This window comes from Catenulispora sp. GP43, from assembly GCF_041260665.1.
Taxonomy (GTDB): domain Bacteria; phylum Actinomycetota; class Actinomycetes; order Streptomycetales; family Catenulisporaceae; genus Catenulispora.
Window position 1 is genome coordinate 94,774 of the sequence record NZ_JBGCCT010000010.1, and the last position, 19,705, is coordinate 114,478.

General features: G+C 68.6%; 20 protein-coding genes and 1 pseudogene. 10 read left to right on the forward strand and 11 right to left on the reverse strand.

Annotated elements, in window-relative coordinates:
* Positions 1 to 194 precede the first annotated feature (194 nt).
* Positions 195 to 2,129 (reverse strand): Ig domain-containing protein, encoded by a 1,935-nt coding sequence (locus ABH926_RS21575; RefSeq protein ID WP_370367506.1) that lies wholly within the window; start codon positions 2,127 to 2,129, stop codon positions 195 to 197.
* Positions 2,130 to 2,578: 449 nt separating this feature from the next.
* Positions 2,579 to 3,403: an alpha/beta fold hydrolase gene (locus ABH926_RS21580; protein ID WP_370367507.1), complete on the reverse strand. Its 825-nt coding sequence runs from the start codon at positions 3,401 to 3,403 to the stop codon at positions 2,579 to 2,581.
* Between the two features lie 150 nt (positions 3,404 to 3,553).
* Here ABH926_RS21580 and ABH926_RS21585 point away from each other — a divergent pair, with 150 nt between their 5' ends.
* The 3 genes and pseudogenes from ABH926_RS21585 to ABH926_RS21595 all read left to right on the forward strand — a co-directional run.
* Positions 3,554 to 3,781, forward strand: coding sequence for a hypothetical protein (locus tag ABH926_RS21585; protein ID WP_370367508.1), 228 nt, complete (start codon positions 3,554 to 3,556; stop codon positions 3,779 to 3,781).
* Between the two features lie 10 nt (positions 3,782 to 3,791).
* Positions 3,792 to 4,838, forward strand: a complete 1,047-nt coding sequence (locus ABH926_RS21590) for an MBL fold metallo-hydrolase (protein ID WP_370367509.1) — start codon at positions 3,792 to 3,794, stop codon at positions 4,836 to 4,838.
* 81 nt (positions 4,839 to 4,919) lie between these two features.
* Positions 4,920 to 5,319: pseudogene (locus ABH926_RS21595) on the forward strand (class I SAM-dependent methyltransferase); the annotation flags it as partial.
* Positions 5,320 to 5,351: 32 nt separating this feature from the next.
* Here ABH926_RS21595 and ABH926_RS21600 read toward each other — a convergent pair.
* From ABH926_RS21600 to ABH926_RS21620, 5 genes are all read right to left on the reverse strand, one after another.
* Positions 5,352 to 5,780 carry an SRPBCC family protein gene (locus ABH926_RS21600; RefSeq protein WP_370367510.1) on the reverse strand — a complete coding sequence of 143 codons (429 nt, stop codon included), beginning with the start codon at positions 5,778 to 5,780 and terminating at the stop codon, positions 5,352 to 5,354.
* 76 nt (positions 5,781 to 5,856) lie between these two features.
* Positions 5,857 to 7,089: a glutaminase A gene (gene glsA, locus ABH926_RS21605; protein WP_370367511.1), complete on the reverse strand. Its 1,233-nt coding sequence runs from the start codon at positions 7,087 to 7,089 to the stop codon at positions 5,857 to 5,859.
* Positions 7,090 to 7,471: 382 nt separating this feature from the next.
* Complete coding sequence (locus ABH926_RS21610) at positions 7,472 to 8,257, reverse strand: hypothetical protein (protein WP_370367512.1); 786 nt, start codon at positions 8,255 to 8,257, stop codon at positions 7,472 to 7,474.
* Positions 8,254 to 8,967: a hypothetical protein gene (locus ABH926_RS21615; protein WP_370367513.1), complete on the reverse strand. Its 714-nt coding sequence runs from the start codon at positions 8,965 to 8,967 to the stop codon at positions 8,254 to 8,256. Before ABH926_RS21615 ends, ABH926_RS21610 begins: the two co-directional genes overlap by 4 nt.
* 83 nt (positions 8,968 to 9,050) lie before the next feature.
* The gene (locus ABH926_RS21620) at positions 9,051 to 9,788 is read right to left on the reverse strand and encodes an ABC transporter ATP-binding protein (protein ID WP_370345792.1); all 738 of its coding nucleotides are present in this window, start codon (positions 9,786 to 9,788) and stop codon (positions 9,051 to 9,053) included.
* A gap of 134 nt (positions 9,789 to 9,922) precedes the next feature.
* Between ABH926_RS21620 and ABH926_RS21625 the strand changes: the two genes are divergently transcribed.
* Positions 9,923 to 11,185 carry a sensor histidine kinase gene (locus ABH926_RS21625; RefSeq protein WP_370367514.1) on the forward strand — a complete coding sequence of 421 codons (1,263 nt, stop codon included), beginning with the start codon at positions 9,923 to 9,925 and terminating at the stop codon, positions 11,183 to 11,185.
* 68 nt (positions 11,186 to 11,253) lie between these two features.
* Entirely contained in the window at positions 11,254 to 11,904 is a 651-nt protein-coding gene (locus ABH926_RS21630) for a response regulator (RefSeq protein WP_370367729.1), read from the forward strand.
* 169 nt (positions 11,905 to 12,073) lie between these two features.
* On the opposite strand, the gene ABH926_RS21635 is transcribed toward ABH926_RS21630, so the two are convergent.
* Entirely contained in the window at positions 12,074 to 12,829 is a 756-nt protein-coding gene (locus ABH926_RS21635) for an NAD(P)-dependent oxidoreductase (RefSeq protein WP_370367515.1), read from the reverse strand.
* A 105-nt stretch (positions 12,830 to 12,934) separates the two neighbouring features.
* Here ABH926_RS21635 and ABH926_RS21640 point away from each other — a divergent pair, with 105 nt between their 5' ends.
* Together ABH926_RS21640 and ABH926_RS21645 are read left to right on the forward strand one after the other, a co-directional pair.
* Complete coding sequence (locus ABH926_RS21640; protein ID WP_370367516.1) at positions 12,935 to 13,822, forward strand: NAD(P)H-binding protein; 888 nt, start codon at positions 12,935 to 12,937, stop codon at positions 13,820 to 13,822.
* On the forward strand, positions 13,819 to 14,469 hold the full coding sequence (locus ABH926_RS21645) for a hemerythrin domain-containing protein (RefSeq protein WP_370367517.1): 651 nt from the start codon (positions 13,819 to 13,821) through the stop codon (positions 14,467 to 14,469). Before ABH926_RS21640 ends, ABH926_RS21645 begins: the two co-directional genes overlap by 4 nt.
* Before the next feature lie 55 nt (positions 14,470 to 14,524).
* Here the strand turns inward: ABH926_RS21645 and ABH926_RS21650 are convergent, their stop codons facing one another.
* Positions 14,525 to 14,971 carry a MarR family winged helix-turn-helix transcriptional regulator gene (locus ABH926_RS21650; RefSeq protein WP_370367518.1) on the reverse strand — a complete coding sequence of 149 codons (447 nt, stop codon included), beginning with the start codon at positions 14,969 to 14,971 and terminating at the stop codon, positions 14,525 to 14,527.
* A 154-nt stretch (positions 14,972 to 15,125) separates the two neighbouring features.
* Between ABH926_RS21650 and ABH926_RS21655 the strand changes: the two genes are divergently transcribed.
* On the forward strand, positions 15,126 to 16,280 hold the full coding sequence (locus ABH926_RS21655) for a hypothetical protein (protein ID WP_370367519.1): 1,155 nt from the start codon (positions 15,126 to 15,128) through the stop codon (positions 16,278 to 16,280).
* 273 nt (positions 16,281 to 16,553) lie between these two features.
* Positions 16,554 to 17,675 carry an IS630 family transposase gene (locus ABH926_RS21660; RefSeq protein ID WP_370367521.1) on the forward strand — a complete coding sequence of 374 codons (1,122 nt, stop codon included), beginning with the start codon at positions 16,554 to 16,556 and terminating at the stop codon, positions 17,673 to 17,675.
* A 39-nt stretch (positions 17,676 to 17,714) separates the two neighbouring features.
* Here the strand turns inward: ABH926_RS21660 and ABH926_RS21665 are convergent, their stop codons facing one another.
* On the reverse strand, positions 17,715 to 18,227 hold the full coding sequence (locus tag ABH926_RS21665; protein ID WP_370367522.1) for a DUF402 domain-containing protein: 513 nt from the start codon (positions 18,225 to 18,227) through the stop codon (positions 17,715 to 17,717).
* A gap of 136 nt (positions 18,228 to 18,363) precedes the next feature.
* Between ABH926_RS21665 and ABH926_RS21670 the strand changes: the two genes are divergently transcribed.
* The gene (locus ABH926_RS21670; RefSeq protein ID WP_370367523.1) at positions 18,364 to 18,876 is read left to right on the forward strand and encodes a hypothetical protein; all 513 of its coding nucleotides are present in this window, start codon (positions 18,364 to 18,366) and stop codon (positions 18,874 to 18,876) included.
* A 98-nt stretch (positions 18,877 to 18,974) separates the two neighbouring features.
* Here ABH926_RS21670 and ABH926_RS21675 read toward each other — a convergent pair whose 3' ends face one another.
* The gene (locus tag ABH926_RS21675; RefSeq protein WP_370367524.1) at positions 18,975 to 19,658 is read right to left on the reverse strand and encodes an alpha/beta fold hydrolase; all 684 of its coding nucleotides are present in this window, start codon (positions 19,656 to 19,658) and stop codon (positions 18,975 to 18,977) included.
* Positions 19,659 to 19,705: the final 47 nt, after the last annotated feature.

Here is a 19,705-nt window from a genome sequence, read left to right on the forward strand (position 1 = left end):
GACATGTTCATCCATCGATCAACAGGATTCACCGTGCTAGAAAGGGAAGCTAGTGATGTCATATTGCACTGTCAAGGGTCTTGCTGTTTGGACGGGTGGCTCGGGAACCTGAAGCCGCGCGGAGGGGCTGCCCCCGTGAGCAGCCCCTCCGCGCGGCTTCGTATCAGTTCACCGGCTCAGCTCGCCGGCTCGGCTCAGTTCAGCTTGAACGAGGCGTCGTCGACCAGGAACGCCGTCTGCGCCACGCTTCCCGCCTCGTGCGAAACCAGCTTCACACCGACCGTGGAGCCGAAACCGAGCCCCTCGTTCACCCAGGGCGTCAGATCGACGACCTGCTGCTGGTAGCCGTTGGTTCGGTCGAGGTTCGTCCAGGTCTTCACCACGCCGATCTCCTTCCGCGAGAACTGGTCCCACAGCTGGAGCTCCAGCGTGTCCTGCCCGGTGGCCGCCGGGTTGGCGCTGTCGACGTTCAACCAGAAGGAGAACGTGGCGCCGGTGGTGCCCGGCGTCGTCTCGACCCACTGCACGATGGAGTCGTCCGCCGCGGTGTCCTGGCCCAGCCACGCATACCAGCTGCCGCTGTGCGCCTGGTGCAGGGTGGAAGGGGTGATGATGTTGTACGCCGACGGGTTCCAGTTGGCGGTCATCGCGGTGCCGTCGACAGTCGCCGAGCCGTTCTCGAAGCCGCCGTCGAGCAGCTGCTCGATGCCGATGCAGCCGGTCTGGCCGTAGCCGTAGAAGCCCCACCAGAAGCTCACCGAGTCGGAGTTTCCGGCCACGTCCGCGGCGGTGAGGGTGACGTGCTGGTAGCCGGTGGCCTGGGTGGAGCCGGTGATCACGCCGGTCGCGGGGTCCTGGGACAGGCCGGCCGGCAGGCCTGAGGCCCGGTACGTGATCGGTGAGGAGGCGGTGTCGGTGGCGATCACCGGCAGCAGAACCGGCGATCCCGGTCTGGCGGTCTGGTCGCAGGGCGTTGACAGCAGCAGAGGCTTGTTGGTGTAGACGGGATCACTGCCCATGCACAGATGGTCGTTGTTCGACCACGTGGTCTGCACCGGGAACGACCCGGTGGCCAGTTGCAGGTTGAACAGGCCGCCGTTGGTCCCCTCCGGGATCCAGGCGCACTTGTCGGCGTCCTCCTGGCCGGTCGGGTCGGTCCAGCCGCCGATAGCGTTGGTGTCGGTGAGCGTTTCGGCGTACTCGTGGCCGCCGATGATGCCGTAGCCGTCGAGGATGCCGCGCGGTCCCGGGTTGATCCAGTTCGTGCCGCAGTACTTGTTGTCCACCAGGTACGGCATCAGGGTGTAGGCGATGGTGCCGTACGTCGAACGCTCATAGGTGTGCCAGGCGCAGTAGCCCAGTTCCTGCCAGCTGTCCGGATCCGTGCCCTCCGGCGTGTTGATGACGTACTGCACGTTCCGGTTGGACTCCGGCGTGGTGTTCCCGAAGTGCTGCGCGGCCGCCGCGACCTCCGTGGCGATCTGCGGCTCGTTCGCGGCGTGCGGCGAGGGCGCCGCGTTGTCGACCCACACGCCGGCCAGCGTCTGCCCGGGCTGCGGGTAGGCGACGTGCGAGGCGCCGGCCGGGCAGCTGGTCGCGTTGGCCGCGATGCCCTCGCAGTACTGGGTCAGCACCGCGCTCCAACCGTCGCCGTCCGTCCCCAGTCCCTTGAAGAAGTCCTGCTGGTACGGCGCGGCACTGACGGGGTCACCAGGCAGAGTGACGTCGCCGTTCGCCCCAGCCGCCGGACTTCCCCACTGCGAGCCCCAGTAGACGAGATAGACCCGCGGCGGCCCGGTCGTCACCCCGACCGAGTCCTGACCGCCGTGGTAGTACTCCTGGAAGTTGTAGTTGTTGGGCTCCACCGCACCGGGCTTGGGCGTCGGACCACCAGTGGCGGTGCGCACCGGGGCGTGTTGCGCGTCCGGCATGGAGTGCGGATGCACCGCATTGATCTGGACCCACTTGCCGTTCACATCGGTCCACCCCAAGGCGGCCGGATGCGGGTCGGGAGCCGGCGACGACGGACCGGACGCGGCCCGCGCGGTACCCGCGCCAAGCGCGGCGACCGCCATGGCGAGCAGGGCCGCGGCAAGCCGGCTACGGCTGCCAATTCGACGTGATGACACACGGGTTCCTCTCTGCAGGACACAGATCGCAGGACACAGATCTCAGGACACAGATCTCAGGACGCCGATCTCAGGAGACGATCGAGAGTGGCGCAGTGCCATATCATATGGAACGTGTGACATTAAGCAAGAGCCCTGCGACCGGCCCGGGACAGCCTCGGCTCCGCAGTTAGTTCGGCGGTCTACGACTTCCGGCACCCGGCCGTCACGACATCGCTGAACGCAGGCGTCGATATGAAGACGGTCGCAGAAGCGGGGGCGGCTCCGGGGAGCAGCGGCGGAGGCAGAAGGCCATCATCGCCGCGTGCTCCCCACACAGGCGAAGCTTGGGTCGGCGCAGGGCTACCCCCTAGGCGAACACGGCTCCGTGTTCACGTGCGGGTGGACGTCGAGGCGCCGCCCTGCGCCGTCTCTTCGGTGGCGGCGCAGGGCGGCATCCGGGCTGCTGATCAGCTCTGGATGAAGGCGAGCAGATCAGCGTTGATGGTCTCGGCCTGCGTGGTCGGCATGCCGTGCGGGAAACCCTTGTACGTCTTCAGCGTCCCGCTCTTGAGCAGCGCGGCCGACAGCGGCGCCGAGTCCGCATAGGGCACGATCTGGTCGTCGTCGCCGTGCATCACCAGGACCGGGACCGTGATCTTCTTGAGGTCCTCGGTGAAGTCGGTCTGCGAAAACGCGACGATGCCGTCGTAGTGCGCCTTCGCGCCACCCATCATGCCTTGGCGCCACCAGTTGTCGATGATCGCCTGATCCGGCTCGACGCCGTCCCGGTTGAAGCCGTAGAACGGCTCGGACGCCAGCCAGCGGTAGAACGTCGACCGGTGCTGCGCGGTCTGTTCCTGGAACCCGTCGAAAACGCTCTTGGGCAGGCCTCCCGGGTTCGCCTCGGTCTGCAGCATCAGCGGCGGAACGGAGCTGATCAGCACACCCTTGGCCACCCGTGCCTCGCCGTGCCTGGCGATGTAGTGCGCCACCTCGCCGCCGCCGGTCGAGTGCCCGACGTGCACCGCCTCGCGCAGGTCGAGGTGTGCGGTCAGGGCGGCCAGATCGTCCGCGTAGTGGTCCATGTCGTGGCCGTCGGCGACCTGCGCGGACCGGCCGTGCCCGCGCCGGTCGTGGGCGATGACGCGGTAGCCGTGCCCCAGGAAGAACATCATCTGGGCGTCCCAGTCGTCGGACGACAGCGGCCAGCCGTGGCTGAACACGATCGGCTTTCCCGAGCCCCAGTCCTTGTAGAAGATCTCGACGCCGTCGGTGGTGCTGATCGTAGGCATTCCGGTCCTCCGCGGATTCCGCGCGGCGAGCGCCGCGACCCCACCCAGTCAACCCCGGTCTCGGTCGGGCGGCGAGCCGGGCGACACGGGAGTCCCTTCACCTGTTCAGGTGAAGGCCTGGTCACACCGGCAGGAGTATCCTTTGCAGACGTGATCATCACTGATGGCGAGCTGGTCCGGAAGAACGCCGCGTTCGCCGCCACGGGTGCTCACATCGGTCTCTCCTTCCCCACCAACGACATCCTGCGGGTACTCGGTTGCGTGGACTCCCGCGCCATCGCCCGGCACACCCTGCCGCCGAGCATTCGCGTGTCCGGTGTGGTCTACGACGTGCACACTGGTCTCATCGAGTTCGTCGACCGCGCCCCCGAGGAGTAGCGACTTGTGTATGGACTCGGGCGGTCCGCAGACCGTGGCGGCCGCGATGCCGCACACGGTCACCGGCGGCGCCGTCGACCCGATCGATCTGGCGCCGGTCGACGAGGTGGTGATCACCACGCTGGTCGACAACGTCTACGACGCACTGCTGCCCGGGGAAGACGGGATCGCCCGGGCGCCGTTCCAGGCCGGAACCGCCCAGGCACCGCAGTTCGAATCGGGCGCCACCCGGGTCGGGCTCATGGCCGAGCACGGTTTCTCCGCGCTGGTCACCGTCCGCCGCGGCGACACGACGACATCCGTGCTCTTCGACACCGGCCTGTCCCCGGACGCCATGGTCACCAACGCCGACCGGCTCGGCCTGGACCCACTCGCCGTCCACGCCGTCGTGCTCAGCCACGGACACTTCGACCACGCCGGCGGCCTGGCCGGGCTCGCTGCCCGCCGGGGAACCAGAGCCCTGCCGATGGTGGTCCACCCGCAGGTCTGGACCCGCCGCCGCCTCACCGCACCCGGCGCCGACTTCGACCTGCCGACGCTGAGCAAACGGGCCCTGACCGGCGAGGGCTTCGAAGTGATCGAACGCCGCCAGCCATCCCTGCTCGTCGACGGCTCCATCCTCATCACCGGAGAAGTCGACCGCACCACCGCCTTCGAACACGGCATGCCCCCGGCCCACCAGCGCTGGACCGGCACCGAGTGGGAACCCGACCCCCTCGTCATCGACGACCAAGCCCTCATCATCAACGTACGGGGAAAGGGACTGGTCGTCGTGACCGGCTGCGGCCACGCGGGCGCCGTGAACATCATCCGCCACGCCCAACGACTCACCGGCGTACCCCGACTCCACGCACTGCTCGGCGGCCTACACCTCGGCGGCGCCTATTTCGCCCCGAGCATCGCCCCCACCGTCCAGGCACTCACCGAACTGGCACCCGACCTGCTGGTACCCGGACACTGCACCGGCTGGCAGGCACAGCACGCCCTCGCTGCTGCCCTGTCCGACAGCTGGGTCCAGGGCAGCAGCGGCACCCGCTACAAGCTCCTCGCCGCCTGACCCGCACGCGAGTCGAGCCCTGGTGCTCGGCGGGCAACCCAAGCGTGTGGCCCGATCCGCGACGCCGGCAGCTGCTGCAGACGTCGCGGTGTCGCGCTGCGCACCGCGGCCCGGGGCGCGACCGTCAGGCGTGTCCAGGTCGAACTCCTGGACTATCGCGACCTGCACGGCGAGTACGACGCCGTGCTCAGCGTGGAGATGATCGAGGCCGTCGGACGCGAACACCGGCCCGAGTACTTCCAGACACTGGCGCGGCTGCTGGTTCCCGGCGGGCGGGTCGGGCTGCAGGCGATCACGATGCCCCACGACCGCATGCTGGCGACCGCCGGCACCCAGACCCGGATCACCAAGTACATCTTCCCCGGCGGCCCACATCGCCTTCGGCCCCCACTATGCCCAGACCCTGCGGCTGTGGCGGGAGCGGTTCCTCGGCAACGCCGGGCGGATCGGCGACCTCGGCTTCGACCAGACCTTCCGGCGGCCATTGAGGGTTGAGGCTTGTCGGCGCTCAGCTCACAACGTCTCCAGGACCGCTTGCAGCGACGTCTGCACCTCGTCGGCCAGTTTCTCGAACCGGCCGTGCAGGAACGGCCCAGCCACGCGGAGCAGACCGTTGAACTGGATCTCCGCGTTGTAGGTGATCGTGGTCGCGGCGCCGTCCGCGGCGAACCGCAGGTCGTCGGTCGCGGTGGCCTGCTTGTTGCGGCCGACGAAGACCAGCCGGGCGGGCTCCAGCCGTTCCAGGCGGTAGTCCAGTTCGCTGGTGCGGCCGTTGAAGCTCGACACGTTGCGCCAGGTGGCACCGACGTCGACAGGACCCTGATTCGTGCGCTCACAGCTGATCGTGCCGGGATCCCAGTACACGGTGTTGCCGAAGTCCGCCAGGTAGGCGACCACGGCGGTCTGGGGGCGGTTCACGCTGACCGTGCGTTGGACTTTCATATGGCTCCCTTCTACGGCGTTGGACCTCGCCGATGGGGATTCGGAGACGGAGACGTCGGCGCCTTGGTCCACGACCTCAGTCCTTCGAGCTGTCGCCGTCCCGGCTGCCCTCGGCTTCCGGCACCTTCTCCCGGTCGCTGGGGATCAGCCTGATCCCGCGGGCCAGCAAGTCGCGGCCGGTGGCCTGCAGGAGCTCGGCGGCGATCGGGCGGACCACGGTCACGTCCGTGACGTCCAGGTCCACCGCCGTGAGGGGGAAGGTGGCGGCCATTTCCTGCAGGTGGCGCCCGATGCCCTCGGCGGCCACGAAGTCCAGCTCGCCACGCAACGCGAGAATGAGCCGATCTTCCTCCACTGAGGAAGCCGATACCGGCGACCGGTGCACGCCGGGCGGCGTGAACATGTGCAGGCCCAGGCGCTCGGACGTCTCCTGCAGCGCCGCCATACCCCGCACGCTGTTGCCCCGCGCGTCCAACGGCGGGCTGAAGACGCCCAGGCCCAGCTCGCCGGGCAGGACCGCGGCGATACCGCCCCCGACGCCGCTCTTGGCCGGCAGTCCGACCCGGACCATCCACTCCCCGCTGTTGTCGTACATCCCGCAGGTCGCCATGACGGACAGCGTCGTGCGGACCGCGGCCTCATCCACCACCGGCTTGCGGGTGACCGGGTTGACGCCCATGTTGGCCAGTGTCGCCGCCATGATGGCGACATCGGTCGCGGTCACCCGCAGCGCGCACTGCCGGAAGTAGATGTCGGTCGCCTCCTGGGCCGACCGGCCCAGAACGCCTTGGGACAGGGTCAGATAGCCGAGGGCCCGGTTGCGATCTCCGGTCTCCGCCTCCGAGAGGTACACCTGCTCGTCCACCTCCAAGGTCCGGCCCGCGAACGCGGACAGGCCCTCACGGATCCTGGTGAAGCTCTCCTCAGGAGTACCGGCGATCAGCGAGGTGGCGACGATCGCCCCGGCGTTGATCAGCGCGTTCGCCGGGCGACCGGTCCCCGGCTCCAGACTGATCGCGTTGAACGGCTCCCCGCTCGGCTCGAACCCGATGTGGCGCGAGACCTCGTCCAAGCCGAGGTCGGCCAGGACGAGCGCGTAGACGAAGGGCTTGGAGACGGACTGGATCGTAAAGCTCTGCTCGACGTCGCCGGCCTCATAGACGTGGCCGTGGACGCTGACCATGCTCATGGCGAACGCCTCGGCGTTCGCCACGGCCAGCTCGGGAATGTAGTCGGCGACCCGCCCCTGCGGCGGATCGGCGGCATGCCGGCCAAGCAGCCTGACCAGCGCCGAGGTCACGGGGTCCACGGGCGCCTCCGGTCTCGATCGGTACCGCAGCCTGACTCCCCGCCAGGCTACAAAGGCCACTAAGGCGGCCGATCGCAGAGAGCCCGCCGGATGGGCCGCCCGGGTGAACGATTCGGCCTCATCCCCCTACGGACTCCTGACAAAGTGGGCTGTCTGATTTCGGCCTGCCGTTCAGAGGGGGTAGGCCACACCGGTCAACCGCTCGGATTCATGCCACAGGCGCTGCTGCGCCCCGCTGTCGCGGGCGCTGTCAATGGTCCCGACCTGCACCGGGTATCCCTTCGCCTCGAGCCTTCCACCGGGGCCGTAGTAGCTTCCGCCCGGGGCCGTCGGATCAGTGGCGGCCCCGGAGCTGCTCAGCCGGGTGCGGAGGCCGGAGTCCTCACACGTCCCGCCGGTCGGTCACGAACACCGCCGCCCCGAGGCCGACGACCGTCCAGGCGGCGAGCGCGAGGGCTGAGGCCGCGACGGACGGCGGGAGCGTCTGCGACGGCGGGCCGAAGCCGTGGTCGGCCAGGGTCTGCCACGCGGTCACAGGAAAAGCGTTGACCAGGTGCGCGGCCCACGGGGCCGTGGGGTTGCCGAGGATCTGCGGCAGCATGGTGAGCAGGGCGAGCGTGCCGCCGACGCTGCCCCCGACGTGCCGGATCACGGCCCCCACACCCAGCCCGACCAATCCCGCGACCGGGAAGATCAGGGCACTGGCGGTGACGGCACGGAACGCCCCCGCGTGCCCGATCGACACACCCACGTGCACGCTGCGCAGCTCCGCCTGGCTGACGGCGAACGCGGCGACAGCGGAGACGATCCCCGTGACCAGCAGCGTCACCGTCACGACCGTCGCCTTGGCCAACACCATCGTCCGACGGTCCGGCGCCGCGGCGAACGTGGTGCGAATCAGGCCGCTGGTGTGCTCGCCGGCCAGGCCCAGCGCCCCGAAGACCGCCGCGACCGCCAGCAGCAGCTGCCAGGTGTCCTGGTCGAAGGCCTTCGCCATCGGGTCGATGCGCGGCCAGATACTCGGATCGTTCGGCACGTTGGTGCCCGCGTTCCACGCCGAGGCGACCGCGATGGCGACCATCGCCCCGAGCAGGAGCGGGGTCGAGCGCAGCGAGAACAGCTTCAGCCGTTCGGCGGCGACGAAGCGTCGGTATCGCAGCATGTTCATACGTCCCTCCGGCGCATGACCACGACGGCCGCGCACATCGTGAGCAGCGGCCAGAGCGCGAACACCGTCCACGCGTGCGCCGGCGACGGCAGATCGGTGAACACCGTCGGCTGGAGCCCATCGGTCTGGCTCAGCCGCGACCAGGCATAGGCGACGAGCGACTGGCTGATGTCCGAACTCCCTCCGCCGCCCATCGAGTGGAACACGAGCGGCAGGAACATGAGCACGACGAAGACCGTCACGATCGACGCCGCGACGTGTCGGATCAGCGCCCCGATCGCCACGCCGACCGCCGCGGACACCCCGAGCACCAGGCCCGAGCTGAGGATCGCGGTCCCCACACCTTGGTCGGACAGCTTCAGGTGGAAACCGCGGCCGGCCATCGACGACTGCGCGACGTGATAACCGATCAGGGCTTGGAGCCAGCCGAGCATTGCCATGACGGCGGAGACGACCACGGCCTTGGCCAGCAGCACCCGACCACGGGCCGGGACGGCCGTCAGCGTGGTACGGATCTGTCCGCTGGCGTGTTCTCCGGCCACGGTGAGCGCGCCGACCGTGCCGGCCCACGCCATCAACAGCAGCCACAACGGCAGGTTGAAAGCGGCGTGATAGACGCCGAAAGTCTGCTGCATGCTCTTCGGGAACTTGGGAAACGCTGCGTAGTCGATCTGCCCGGTGTGCCAGGAGTTGTATACGGCCCCTGCCATGCCCAATCCCAACACCAGCGCTGTGGACCGCAGCGACCAGAACTTCACCCACTCGGCGGCGACGAGCCGCGGAAAGCGGGCCCTCACCGCCGGCCCCCGTCCTCGACCGGGCCGGCGGAGAACTCCACCCGGTCCGCGGTGAGCTCCATGAACGCCTCCTCCAGCGAGGCGTGCTTCGTGAAGTCGGCCAGCGGCCCGGTCGCGACCAGCCGGCCCCGGCCGACGACCACCACCTCGTCGGCGGTGTGGGTCATCTCGGCGAGCATGTGGCTGGACACCAGCACCGTGCGGCCCTCGGCGGCCAGCCGGCGGAACAGACCCCTGATCCACAGCACGCCCTCCGGGTCCAGGCCGTTGAGCGGCTCGTCGAAGATGAGCACCGGCGGGTCGCCGAGCAGCGCGGCGGCGATGCCGAGCCGCTGCTTCATGCCCAGGGAGTAGGTGCCGACCCGGCGCCGCGCGGCGCTCTCCAGCCCGACCTCGGCCAGTACCGCGCCGACGCGGGAGCGCGGCAGTCCGTTGCTCAGCGCGAGCGCGCTCAAGTGGGCCCGGCCGGAGCGGCCCTTGTGCACGTCGTCGGCGTTCAGCAGCGCCCCGACGTGCCGCAGCCCGATGCCCAGGGTGCGGAAGTCGCGGCCGTCGATGGTCGCGGTCCCGGAGGTCGGCTTGTTCAGGCCGAGCAGGATCCGCAAGGTGGTGGTCTTCCCGGCGCCGTTGGGGCCGAGGAAGCCGGTGACGCGGCCCGGTTCGGCGGTGAAGGACAGGTCGTCCACCGCGGCGACGGGGCCGAAGCGCTTGGTGAGGTTCTTGATTTCGATCACGGCCAGTACGGTCCCGCGCACCGGCCCCGCGCCGCGTCGGCTCCACACCCGACTTCCGGGCCGCCGCGTACATCAGGCGGTGTACTGCTCCGAGGTGATGCCCGGTGACCGGCGTGTTTTCTACGATCGGGGGCGTGACCCAAGCCATGCCCCGCCCGCGCCCCCCGCTCCTGCTGCGCTCGCCGGTGATCCTGACGGCGCCGATGCTCGCCGGCGCTGTCTTGGCGTTCGCGGTGCTGCTGCTCACGGCCATGAACAACGCACTGGTGCTCCCGCCGTTCGCCAGGGCGGATGCGGGCCACCTGGTGCTGATCCGACCCTGGGTCAACCTGCTGCTGGCCGTCGTCATGGCCGCGCCGCTCATGCTCGGCCGCCGCTATCCGCTGGCGATCCTGACCGTCATCCTCACCGAGGCCTTCGCGTTCGCGTCGGTCGAGGGCCGGCCCTGGCCGTTCTACCTGGCCACGTCCGTCCTGGTGGGGCGCGCGGCCGTGACGCGGGGGCGGCGGGCGTCCGCGATCGGCGCCCTGGCCGCTGTCAGTGTGTTCACTGTCGGACTCCTGCTCTCCAGGTCAGCCAGCAACGACGGATGGAGCGACATCCTCAGCGTGGTCTCGGGGATCACCTTCGTGATGGCCACGGCGTGGACCGTCGGGGATTCGTTCCGCCAGCGTCAGGACTACCGCGACTCGCTGCTCGAGTGGGAGTCCGGGCGCGCGGTGCTCGACGAACGGCTGCGGATCGCGCGCGACCTGCACGACATGGTCGCGCACAGCATCAGCGTCATCGCGTTGCAGTCCGGGGCGGCGCGGCGGGTGATCGACGTCGAGCCCGCCGGGGCGAAGGAGGCGCTGGGCGTCATCGAGGACACCAGCCGCGAGGCCCTGGCCGGGCTGCGGCGGATGCTCGGGGCGCTGCGCGAGACCGACGCCGCGGGTCCGCGCGGAAATGACGACGCGCCCGGGCTCGGCGACCTCGACCGGCTCGTCGAGGCGGCGATCGCCTCGGGCCTGCGGACGGAGGTCCTATGGGATGGGGAACGCCACCCGCTGCCGCCGGAGGTCGAGGTGTCGGCGTTCCGGATCGTGCAGGAGGCGCTGACGAACGCGGTCCGGCACGCGCGCGCCGCGTCGTGTGTGGTCACGCTGGCGTTCGGGCGGGAGGACCTGACTGTGACAGTGGTCGATGACGGCCAGGGTCCGGCCGCCGTCCCCGGCGTCCCCGGCGTCGGCTACGGTCTGCTCGGTATGCGCGAGCGGGTCGGGCTGCTGCACGGCGACTTCGCCGCCGGACCTCGGGACGGCGGCGGCTTCCGGGTCGCGGCGCGGCTGCCGTTCTACGCCGCGAGCCCGGTGGAAGCGGCGGTGGAGAAGATGACGGACGGCGGTTCGCGGTGAGCAACTACGAGGTCGAAAACTACGAGGCCGAACGCTACGAGGCCGACCACGAGGAGCCGCAGCGCCCCATCAGGGTTCTGCTGGCCGACGACCAGCCGCTGGTCCTGTCGGCGCTGCGCATGCTGCTCAACGTCACGCCCGACGTCGCCCTGGTCGGCGAGGCGGCCTCCGGGGCGCAGGCCGTGCGGATGGCCCGCGAACTGGTGCCGGACGTGGTCGTGATGGACATCCGGATGCCCGGCATGGACGGGATCGAGGCGACCGCGCTGCTCACCGGCGCCACCGGTCCGCGGGTCATCATCCTGACGACCTTCGACGAGGACGACAACATCTACCGCGCACTGCGCGCCGGCGCCTCCGGCTTCCTGGTCAAGGACATGGCCCTGGAGGAGATCCTCGGCGCGATCCGGGTGGTCGCCTCCGGCGACGCGCTGATCGCCCCGAGCGTCACCCGGCGCCTGATCGAGGAGTTCGCCGGCCGCCCCGACCCCGCCCCGCGTCCGACCCCCCAGCTGGCCGGGATCACCGACCGCGAACGCCAGGTCCTGACCCTCGTCGGCCGCGGCCTGACCAACGCGGAGATCGCCGACCGGCTCTACATCAGCGGCGCCACGGTGAAGACGCATCTGGCCCGGCTGTTCGCGAAGCTCGACGCGCATGACCGCGCGCAGCTGGTCATCGTGGCGTACGAGAGCGGGCTGGTGACGCCGTCGCGGTGACCGGCCCGGCTGCCACAGCGCCTCCAGCGTGATCGCTAGAGTCGCGCGGTAATCGGGGTATGGGGCGGGATGGGGTTCAACGGCGAGATCGTTGTCGTCCGACGCGGAGAGACGCTTGGGCCTGAGCGAGAGGGACTTCGTCCCGGATGCTTGAGCCTGCATCGGTGACCTACTTGGCGTCGAAGACCACTGCGATCTGACGGATGAAGGTGTTTCCGACGGCACAGCGCAGGAGGAAGTCGGCGACGTTCGTACGAGAGGTCGAGGGGAAAATGGGCGTCTTCTTGACGTCCTCAAGCGCGACGTTGCTGTAGCGCATGCTGTCGCCGTTGTTCAACGCTCCGGGATATCCGAGCGTCCACTTCAGATCGCTGGCCTTCAGGAGCACTTCCGAGGCGGCCTTGTCCGCATAGGTCTTCCGAAGCACGGTTCGGAACAGAGGGCCCACAAGAAATGATGCCTTGGCGAGGGAGTCACCGACTCCGAACGCAGACAGCAGGACGAAACGGTCGACGCCGGAGGTCTTGGCGGACGCGATGACCGCGCGGACCGTGTCGGTGATCAGTGTCGGGGTCTCGCCGGCCTTCTTCACCCCGAGCGTGCTGATGATCGCGTCGTGGCCCTGGGCCGCCTTCGCGATCGCGGCGGCGTCGGTGACGTCACCGGTGACGATGTGGGCGCGCGGGTCGACGGAGGAGCCGGGCCGCCTGACGAGGGCGGTGACCTGATGTCCCTCGTCGAGCGCCTTCTTGACGAACAGGACACCGGTGCGCCCGGTTGCTCCAAGGACAAGAAACTTCACGATACTTCCCTCTCTGATGAGAATATAGTCAGGATCATTTACGAATGTAGTCAGGTTAGCTGACCATGTCAAGTCGGGGATCGAAGGCCTAGCAGCGTTCAGCGCTCGACCCGCCGTTGCCATCAGTTCGGATGCATGACTATGGTAGTCATGAAAACTGACCAGTTGGGTGCCAAGCAAGCAAGCGCTGCCCGCATCCAGAGGACTGAGAGAAAAGGACCACAACCCATGATTTTGATCACCGGAGCCACCGGCACCGTCGGCTCGGAAGTCGTCAAAGCGCTCCTCCCAGCCCAGGCCGGGCACCTGCGGGTCCTCACCCGCGATCCAGGCGCGGTCTTCCCCTCCGGCGCCCAGAAGGTCGTCGCTGACGTCGGCAGCAGTAATCTGACACCCGTTCTGGACGGTGTGCGCGCGCTGTTCTCGATAACCCCCGGGCTCAACATCGCCGAACACGATCACCGGCTCGTGGCTGCGGCGCAGCGAGCGGGCGTGGAGCGGATCGTCAAGCTTTCCGTGCGGAACGTCGGGCACGACGGCGCCGACCCGATCACCGCCTTGCACCGGGCCGGCGAGGAAGCGATCCGTGACAGCGGCATCGGATGGACGTTCCTGCGTCCCACCGCGTTCATGTCCAACGCGCTCAACTGGGCGGGAATGATCGCGGCCGATCAGGTCGTGTACGCGCCGTTCGCCGCCGGACGGGCCGCCGTCGTCGACCCGGCGGACATCGCCGCGGTCGCCGCGGCCTGCCTCACCCAGGACGGCCACAACCACCGCGTCTACGAGCTCACCGGCCCCGAACCGCTCAGCCCCGCCGACCAGGTGGCGCTCCTGGGCGAGGTGCTGTGGCGCGACCTGCGCTACGTCGAAGCCGACCCGGCCGGCATGGTCGCGCAGATGGTGTCCTACGGCATGCCCGAGGAGCAGGCGCAAGCCGTCACCGAGCTGTTCCGCTCCACCCTGGAGCCGTACAACTCCGAGCCGACAGGCGATGTCGCCGCGGTCACCGGCCGCCCAGCGCACAGCTTCACCGATTGGGCGAAGGCCCACCGCGCCGAGTTCCCCTCCCCCGAGGCCGTCCAGGACGTCGCAACCATCGAGGAGTCACGATGAGCGCCTCCGGGCCCCGCGTCGACACCCACGAGATGGTTCTGATCCACCGCGTCCTCCGGCGCGAGTTCGGTCAGCTGCCCCGGCTGTTCCGTTCCGCGGCCGATGACCGGGCCCGATCCAAAGTCATCGGCGCGCATGCCCGCGAGATGTTGGACTTCCTCCACACGCACCACACTGGCGAGGACGAACTGCTCTTCCCCTTGCTGCGTGAGCGAGCTGCGCTCGACCCGGAGCTGATGGACCGGATGGACGCCCAGCACAGGCAGGTCGACGATGCTGTCAGGGCTCTCGAAGCGGAACTGCCGGCGTGGACCGCGAGCGCTGACGCCGCTGCGGGCGAGCGGATGGCGACCCGCGTCGAAGCGACGATGCCGACGCTGATCGCCCACCTGGCCGAGGAGGAGCAGAAACTGCTCCCGATCGTCTCCGTCACGGTGACGCAAAGCGAATGGGACGCGCTCGCCAAGCACGGCATGAGCGCGATTCCGCTCACGCGGCGCCTGGTCATCCTCGGCCACATCACCGAGGAGGCCAGTGACGCCGAACGGCAGAAGTTCATGCAGGTCGTACCGGCCCCGGCCCGTCTGGCCTACAAGTTGATCGGCCACCGCCAGTTCGCCCGCGAGACCATCGCGATCCGCGGCTGAGCCAATGGGGTGGTGACGGGCGACCCGACACCGCGTACCCGACACCGCGTGCCGGTCAGGCGGAAGCGTAGGGGTCGGTGATCTCGCGGAGTTGATCGAGGATCTGGTGCAGCAGCGTGAAGTTGCGGGTGCCGAGGTAGGTCTCCCACTCCGCGTAGATCTCGTCGAGCGTGGCCATGGCCACCTCGACCGCTCGCCGGCCGCGTTCCTCGATCACGATCAGCCGGGCCCGACCGTCCGTCGGGTCGGGGATCCGGCGGACGTAGCCCAGGTGTTCGAGCTGGTCAACCATCACACTGGCGCTTTGCTTGGTCATCTGCGCCTGGTCAGCGAGGTCTTTGAGGCGCGAACCGTCCGGGGCGACGCGTTGGAAGACCCGGCACTGGGCGAGCGTCCAGTCGTCGAACCCGGCATCCTGCAGGGCCCGGAAGAGCCGGTCCTCGGTGTACCGGTACGGGATGAACAGCGACACCCCTAGGTCAACCCGTTGTCCGTCGTCCATGCCGCCCTCGGCTCCGTCGCTCCAACTAGTCAGGCATCGTTACTACCGTCAGTATATGGCAGCGCTGAAAAGCGCTCCGCGGGTCACGTCAGCCGCCCTGGGTCCGGGCTCAGGATGCGAACATGGCTGACAAGCGGGCAAGCTGACGGAGGCAATGGTGACCAGGTACGCGATCGACGAACAGCACGGCACCCTCATCGCGGCCTGGGCCACCGGCGACGGCGACACCGCCACGAGCGTGGCCACTCTGCCGCCGTCCAGCCCCGCCGACCAGCGCTACGCCGTCGCGCGCGCCTTGACTGGCTTGTCGGAGGCCCTGTGGCGCACCTACACCCACCCGGCCTCGGCGGCCGGCGACGACATGGGAGACAACAGCGAAGGCTGGCGCCGCCAAAGCGAGCGGGACGCTTTCGCCAAGGTGCTGTCGGCGTTGGCGCAGCCGAATCTCCCCGAGGGCGGCATGATCGTACAGTCCTACATCGCGGTCGAGGAAGGCGCCCACCGCCTCGGCCGCGCCCTGCACGCCGTCGGCGACGATCAACTGACCGCAGCCATCACCGCTGAAGTACAGGCCGAGGTCACCGCCATCGAACAGGCCGAACTCGGCGACCTGTCCGGCCGCTCCCGGCAGGCCGTCGTCCTCACCCGTGCCGACGCCTCCCCCGTCCAGGTCGCCGCCGCCGACCGTCTGCTGCGCGACAACCCCCTGGGCTCCGATGAGCTGTTCACCGCCGTGGACCCCACCGCCGCCGCCGTGGCCGCCGCGCACTGGCTGCACGCCGCGGCCACGATCGCCGCCGAAGCCGCGAGACAGTCCATCACCGCGGCGATCGTGGAAGCCGACGACGCCCAGGTTCTGCCAGTCGCCACCCTCACCATCGTCCTGGACATGATCGAGGACGGCAGCAGCCCGTACGAGGCGGTAACCGAACTGATCCGCGACGCCATGGCGGTCGCCGAAGGAGACGTACCGGACCCGATCGGCCTGGCCGAGATGGTCGCCGAGGTACAGCAGACCGCCGACCGCATGGCCCCGGGAGACGAGGACGCGCTGGAAAGCATGCTCGCCGAGGTGCGCGCCACCCCGCTCGATCCAGCCCGGCCGGCACTGGACCTGCTGGAGGACCTGCTGGTCGGGATCGACGGATGCGCGACCCTGTACACGGAATACGCGAACGGCGGCGACACCGACGTAGACGGCCACACCACCGATGACGAGCACGCCGAAGCCCACGACGCAGCCATCCGGCAAAAGTTCCTGGCGGCAGTCCACGAACACGCCACCGCACATGCCGACCGGATGTTGTAGTCACGCTGTCACCCGGCAGTGACGGCCGACCGCTGGCCGCGTCACCCAAGCGGGCGGACGACTGGAGTCCGGGCCCACCTGGACGGCCGCCCCGATCGGTGGCTCGCGCTCGCGGACCTCATCACGGCAGATCCCGACACCTCGGACGAGGATCTCATCGCCGGCTTTGACTGCTAGTGCGTTGACCGCGATGGATTGCCGGGTCGGTGACATCAAAGCCGCCTGGCCTCATCCTCGGTAGTGGTGGGAGCGTTGCCGAGGGTGGGGTTCGTGATGGCAGAGCCGGTTCGAGCACGGCGATTGACCGATCAAGAGGGCCGGCGGTTGCTGCAGATCGTGCGGCGTGGCCGGCATGATGCGGTGACGGTCCGCCGGGCTCTGATCATCATGGCGTCGGTGTCGGGGACCACGCCGGTCACGATCGCCCGGCTGGTCGCAGCCCATGAGGACACCGTCCGGGACGTGATTCACGCCTTCAACGACAAGGGCCTGGCCGCGCTTGACCCCAAGTGGGCAGGAGGCCGTCCCCGCCGGATCACAGAGGAGGACATCGCGTTCATCATCGAGACGGCCAGGACCCGACCGGAGAAGCTGGGACGTCCGTTCACCCACTGGAGCGTGCGCAAACTCGCCGCCTACCTCGGCGCCAACAACACCCGAACGGTGGCAATCGGCCGGGAACGGCTGCGACGCCTCCTTCACGAGCACAAGATCTCCTTTCAACGCACGAGGACATGGAAGGAGTCCAAGGACCCGGACAAGGATGCCAAGCTCGACCGGATCGAGGAGGTCACCACCTCGTTCCCGGACCGCTGTTTCGCGTTCGACCAGTTCGGGCCACTGTCGATCCGCCCGACTCACGGCACGTCCTGGGCACCGCGGGCCAAGCCGGACCGGCTGCCTGCGACCTACCATCGCACCCACGGCGTCCGCTACTTCCACGGCTGCTACTCGTTCGGCGAGGACCTGTTATGGGGTGTGAACCGCCGCCGCAAGGGCGGCGACCACTCCCTGACCGCACTCAAGTCGATCCGGGCAGCCCGTCCCGACGGCGAACCGATCTTCGTCATCATGGACAACCTGTCGGCGAACAAGACCCCGAAGATCCGGACCTGGGCCGGTCGTCACCAGGTCGAGCTGTGTCTGACCCCGACCAGCGCGTCCTGGGCAAATCCCATCGAGGCCCAGTTCGGGCCGCTACGCGCCTTCGTGATGGGCGACTCGGACCATCCGAACCACACCGTGCTGGCCCGCAAGCTCCAGGCCTACCTGCGCTGGCGCAACACCAACAACCGCCATCCCGACGTTCTGGCCGCCCAACGCAAGGAACGCGCCCGAGTACGCAGCGAGAAAGGCATCCGCTGGGGTGGACGGCCCCTGGCCGCCGCAGCGTGAGGCTGGCCGCGATCCGGTAGTCGCTCACGGGGCAACGCATCAACTGACCTTGTCGAGCCAGAAGCGGAAGTGGCTGCTGAAGGGTTCCGCGCAGGTACGCAACGCGGTCTGGAGCCAGTCGGCTGACGCGGCGGCCTGCGCGATGACGTCGGGCGGATAGGAGTATCGGACCTGGTGGTCAGCGAACTCGTCCTCGTCGTCGACGAAGATATCGCCCCCATCGCGGACACGGCAGACGTCGAGGTCAAGGTCGATCATGGTGACCTCGCCGGGGTTCGGCCACTGGGATGGCGTGGTGACGTCGCAGTAAGCGTCCAACCGCTGGGGCGCGTCCAGGAATAGCGCGGTCCACCACGCATAGCGGGGGATGAGCTTGACCCTGGCTTCTTTCGAGTCATAGACGGGTCCCTCGTCACCCTTGCTGTGGACGGTGCCGGCCGGCATGCCGAGCCAGACGCCGTGGTCGTCCTCCCCGAGCCGGAACATGGTGCAATGCCAATGCAGGCTGCCGTCGTACTTGCGGGCGGAGAAGAGAACCTCGGCGGCGTTCATGGCCAGCACGCTACCGCTAAGGCCGAGTCTCGCAGTCAGGAGCCGGAACTGCCTCTAGGCCTACCCGGCAAAGGATCGCGGTCACCGCACTAGCCAGGGCCCATTAGCGTTCCACTGAAGGTAGGGGAGGATTCCGTTGGCCAAGACCGATGCAGAAAAGGCATGGCGTGACTACCGTGACGCGCTCGCCAGGCTCGACACCGCTCAGCGGCGGCTCCAGCAGATCGAACACAGCAAGCTGATTGATCTACTGCGGCAGAAGTTGAAGGGTCTCGACGCGGAAGAGCGCTCGGCCTTCACGTTCGTCCGCAGCAATGCGGACATGTGGCCCCAACTGGCTATCGAGCTCTTCCCGGAGTTGGTGCGCCGCGTCTCCGGCCCGCATTGGCGTGGCGTCCGCGATAGGTGGGTGCTGCTGCACGTCGGGCCGCACGCGCTCAAGCCCCTGGTCGCTGAACACATGTCTGCTGTTCTGGCGGATCCGGAGGCCGATAGCGGAGAATATTGGGGACTTCTCGATCTCCTCTACTATGCCCGGTTCGATGACCTGATGGAGCAGCTGATCCAGGCGGCGTTGGCGTCTGAAGACGAAGACATCCGCGACGCGGGAATGGACTGGAAAATGACGTTGGAACGCAGCGGTATCTGAACTGCCACACCGGAATGCGCCGACGACACCGAAAACGGCACCGACAGCCGCCACCTCGCCCGAGGACAAGGTGGCGGCGCGCTCAGGCAGTCCCGGGGCTAGCCCAACGAGCTGGCAGCGTCGCGGATGACGTCGAGTACAGCCTTGGGCTGCGAAAGCATCGCGACGTGGCTGCTGTCGAGGCTGACGGTCTTGGCCTTCATGCGTTCGGCGGCGGCGCGCTCCAGGTCCGGGTTCACGGTCTGGTCCTGGTCGCCCACGATGTACCAGCTCGGCTTCGTGCGCCACGCGGTGCCGGGCACCTGCTGGTCGAAGATGTCTGCGATCGGCACGGCGCCGGTCGCCAGGACGAGCTTCTGCTCCTCCGGCGGCAGGTCGCCGCAGAAGTAGCCGATACCCGACTCCTTGAGCCAGACGCGGTTGTCGGCGACCTCGATGTGCTCGAAGATCGGCGTGGGCCCGTACTTGTCCTGTTGCTGCTGCGAGGTCTCGTCCTCGTCGGGGGCGAGGGCACAGATGTAGACCAGGGCGCCGACGCGGTCGTGCGTGCCGGCCTTGGTGATCAGCGTGCCACCGTAGGAGTGACCCACGAGCACGACGGGGCCGGGCACGTGGTTGATGGCGCGGGTGACGCATGCGACGTCGCCTTCGAGTGAGTCGAGCCCGTGCTGCGAGGCGAGGACTTCGTGGCCCTCGGCCTGGAGCGTGGGGATGAGCTTGGCGAAGCACGAGCCGTCGGCCCACAGACCGTGAGCGAACACGATGCTAGCCTTGCCGGCCATTGTTATCTCCTTCGTCGTCACTCTAAGTGAGAGATCCGCTTATTGGA